We start from the raw sequence: 3,125 nt of genomic DNA, 5'->3' as shown, positions 1-3,125 counted from the left end.
CTTCCCGTTCTTTCTTCCGTTAACCTTTTCTTTGTTAAAATGGGACAGGGTCAGGTCAGCGAAGATCCTTGAACGTACTTAAAGCACGGCAGTGATTTCATTCTAAACATCACCCGTGAAAGGCTGTGTTATAATCGCCTCGAATAGTTTTCAGGAAGGGAGGAAACAAAGTGTCGAGGAAATATGTGTACTATTTTGGTAAGACGAAAGCCGAGGGCGACGCGAAGATGAAGAATCTCCTGGGCGGTAAAGGAGCCAATCTGGCCGAAATGGTTAGACTCGGATTCCCGGTACCCCCGGGCTTCACGATCTCTACAGAAGTCTGCAAGTACTACTACGATCACGGTGAAAAATACCCTGGTGAACTCACCGGCGAGGTCAAAGCGGCAATGGAAATGCTCGAGAAAGAAACCGGCAAAGGCTTTGGCTCTGCCGAAAGACCGCTTCTGGTATCTGTGAGGTCGGGAGCGGCCATCTCCATGCCAGGAATGATGGATACGATTCTTAACCTGGGCCTCAACAACGAGACAGTCACAGGGCTCATAAACGAATCGGGAAATCCCAGGTTCTGCTACGACGCTTACAGAAGGTTCCTTCAGATGTTCGGAGATGTAGTGCTCAAGATAGAGCATTCCGAGTTTGAAAAGGCTCTTGCCAGCGTTAAAAAAGAGAAGGGCGTGAAACTCGATACCGAACTGGATGCCACGGATATGGAAGAAGTGGTTAAGAGATACCTGGAAGTCTACAAAAAGGCCGGCAAAGAATTCCCTCAGGATCCATGGGAGCAGCTTTGGATGTCGACTAATGCTGTTTTTGGAAGCTGGATGAATGAAAGAGCCATCAAATACAGGGCGCTCAATGGAGTGAAGGAGGGTGATCTTCTCGGAACGGCCGTTAACATATGCACCATGGTTTTCGGAAACACCGGGGATGACAGCGGTACAGGCGTTGCCTTCACAAGAGATCCCAACACGGGTGAAAGAAAATTCTACGGAGAGTACCTGCCAAACGCGCAAGGTGAAGACGTAGTTGCCGGTACCAGGACTCCTTACCCGATGACGAGGCTTCATGAGATCAACCCGGCCGCTTACAACCAGTTGCTCGATATCTTCGAAAAACTGGAAAAGCACTACAGGGACATGCAGGATATCGAATTCACGGTCGAACACGGTACGCTTTATCTCCTTCAGACAAGGAATGGAAAGAGAACACCCTACGCGAGTGTGAAGATTGCCGTTGATCTGGTTAAAGAAGGACTAATATCCAAGGAAGAAGCCATAATGAGAGTCACTCCCGAACATATCGAGACTCTTCTCCATCCCTACTTCACTAACGAAACCTTGGAAAGCGCTGAAAAACTTGCCAAGGGCATCGCCGCTTCTCCAGGAGCAGCTTCTGGAGTTATCGCGTTCGACCCCGAGACAGCCGAGAGAATGGTCAAAGAAGAGGGAAAGGTGGTTATTCTCGTCAGACCGGAAACCTCTCCAGAGGACATCGCCGGAATGGCCGCCGCGCAGGGCATCCTTACCTCTACCGGTGGCAAGACATCCCATGCCGCCGTTGTGGCCAGGGGAATGGGCAAGACCTGTATAGTCGGATGCGAAGCAATCGAAGTTGACGAGCATGCCAAAGAAATGAAGGTCAACGGAAAGATCCTCAAAGAGGGAGACTGGTTGAGTATAGACGGTACTACGGGCGAGGTCTTCATGGGAAAGCTCGATTCCGTGAAGCCGCAGGGACTCGAGGGACCTCTAGCTGAAATACTAGTCTGGGCCGACAAAATAAGAAAGCTGGGTGTCAGAACCAACGCCGATACACCTAAAGACGCTTCGATTGCGAGAGGCTTTGGCGCGGAAGGTATCGGTCTTACCAGGACGGAACATATGTTCTTCCAGGAGGACAGGATATTTGCCATGCGTCAGATGATCACTTCCAACACTCTTGAGCAGCGCAAAAAAGCCCTTTCTAAACTGCTTCCTATGCAAGAAGATGATTTCTACGGGATCTTCAAGGCAATGGAAGGCTATCCCGTTACTATAAGACTTCTCGATCCCCCTCTACACGAATTTCTCCCGAAAGAAGACGAAGACGTGAGAGACCTGGCCAAAGAGATGGGAATGGGATATTACGAGTTGAAGGCGACTATTGAAGAGCTCCACGAATTCAACCCGATGATGGGTTTCAGGGGCTGCAGACTGGCGGTAGTTTATCCGGAGATCGCCGAAATGCAGACCAGAGCAATCATAGGAGCCGCAATCAAGCTCGTTAAAGAGGGTATGAACGTAATCCCAGAAATAATGATACCCCTCATAATCGAGCTGGAAGAACTCAAGTACGTCAAAGCCATAATCGTAAAAGCGGCCGATGAAATGATAAGGGAGGCCGGTGTCGATCTAGTTTACAAAGTTGGAACCATGATTGAGGTGCCAAGGGCGGCTATCACTGCCGATGAAATCGCCAGGGAAGCCGAGTTCTTCAGCTTCGGCACCAACGATTTAACCCAGATGACATTCGGGTTCAGCAGAGACGACTATGGAAAGTTCGTAAGTCATTATCTTGAAAAGGGTATTCTTCCCACCGACCCCTTCCAGAAACTCGACAGGGTTGGCGTGGGACAGCTCGTCAAAATGGGTACCGAGAAGGGTCGTTCAACCAGACCGGACCTGAAAGTCGGGATCTGCGGTGAACACGGTGGAGAACCTTCCTCAGTGGAATTCTGCCACATGGTTGGTCTCAACTACGTGAGCTGCTCACCCTACCGTGTACCGATAGCAAGGCTGGCAGCCGCACAGGCGGTCATCAAAAACAGATAATTACTTTCGCCGTGACTCTCGCGCGGGGTCGCGGCTTTCATTATTTTTCTGGAGGTTAGCCTATCATGGCAGAGTTGATCTCAGGGTATTTCGCTCAGTCCGGTTTCACAAATCTGAGCTGGGAAAACATAGTCATGTTCGCAATAGCTTCGCTTCTAATGTACCTTGCCGTAGCGAAAGACGCGGAGCCTCTATTGCTTATTCCGATAGCTTTTGGGATGATAATCGCCAACATTCCTCCCCAGGTGACCGGTGTTTTCGAGCCGGGAACGGGTTTCATGTGGATCCTCCAGCAGGGTCTGGTTCTGGGAA

At 50.1% G+C, this 3,125-nt stretch carries 2 protein-coding genes; both read left to right on the top strand.

The window, feature by feature from the left end; translation table 11 throughout:
• Positions 1-170 precede the first annotated feature (170 nt).
• Positions 171-2,813: a pyruvate, phosphate dikinase gene (gene ppdK / locus PKX57_RS11740; RefSeq protein WP_213922668.1), complete on the top strand. Its 2,643-nt coding sequence runs from the start codon at positions 171-173 to the stop codon at positions 2,811-2,813.
• Between the two features lie 65 nt (positions 2,814-2,878).
• Positions 2,879-3,125: sodium ion-translocating decarboxylase subunit beta (locus PKX57_RS11735; RefSeq protein WP_472417497.1), on the top strand; the 247-nt coding region annotated here is incomplete at its 3' end.

Source organism: Mesotoga sp. (assembly GCF_035363035.1).
In the GTDB taxonomy this organism is placed as follows: Bacteria; Thermotogota; Thermotogae; order Petrotogales; family Kosmotogaceae; genus Mesotoga.
This window is presented reverse-complemented; position numbering and strand designations above follow the sequence as displayed.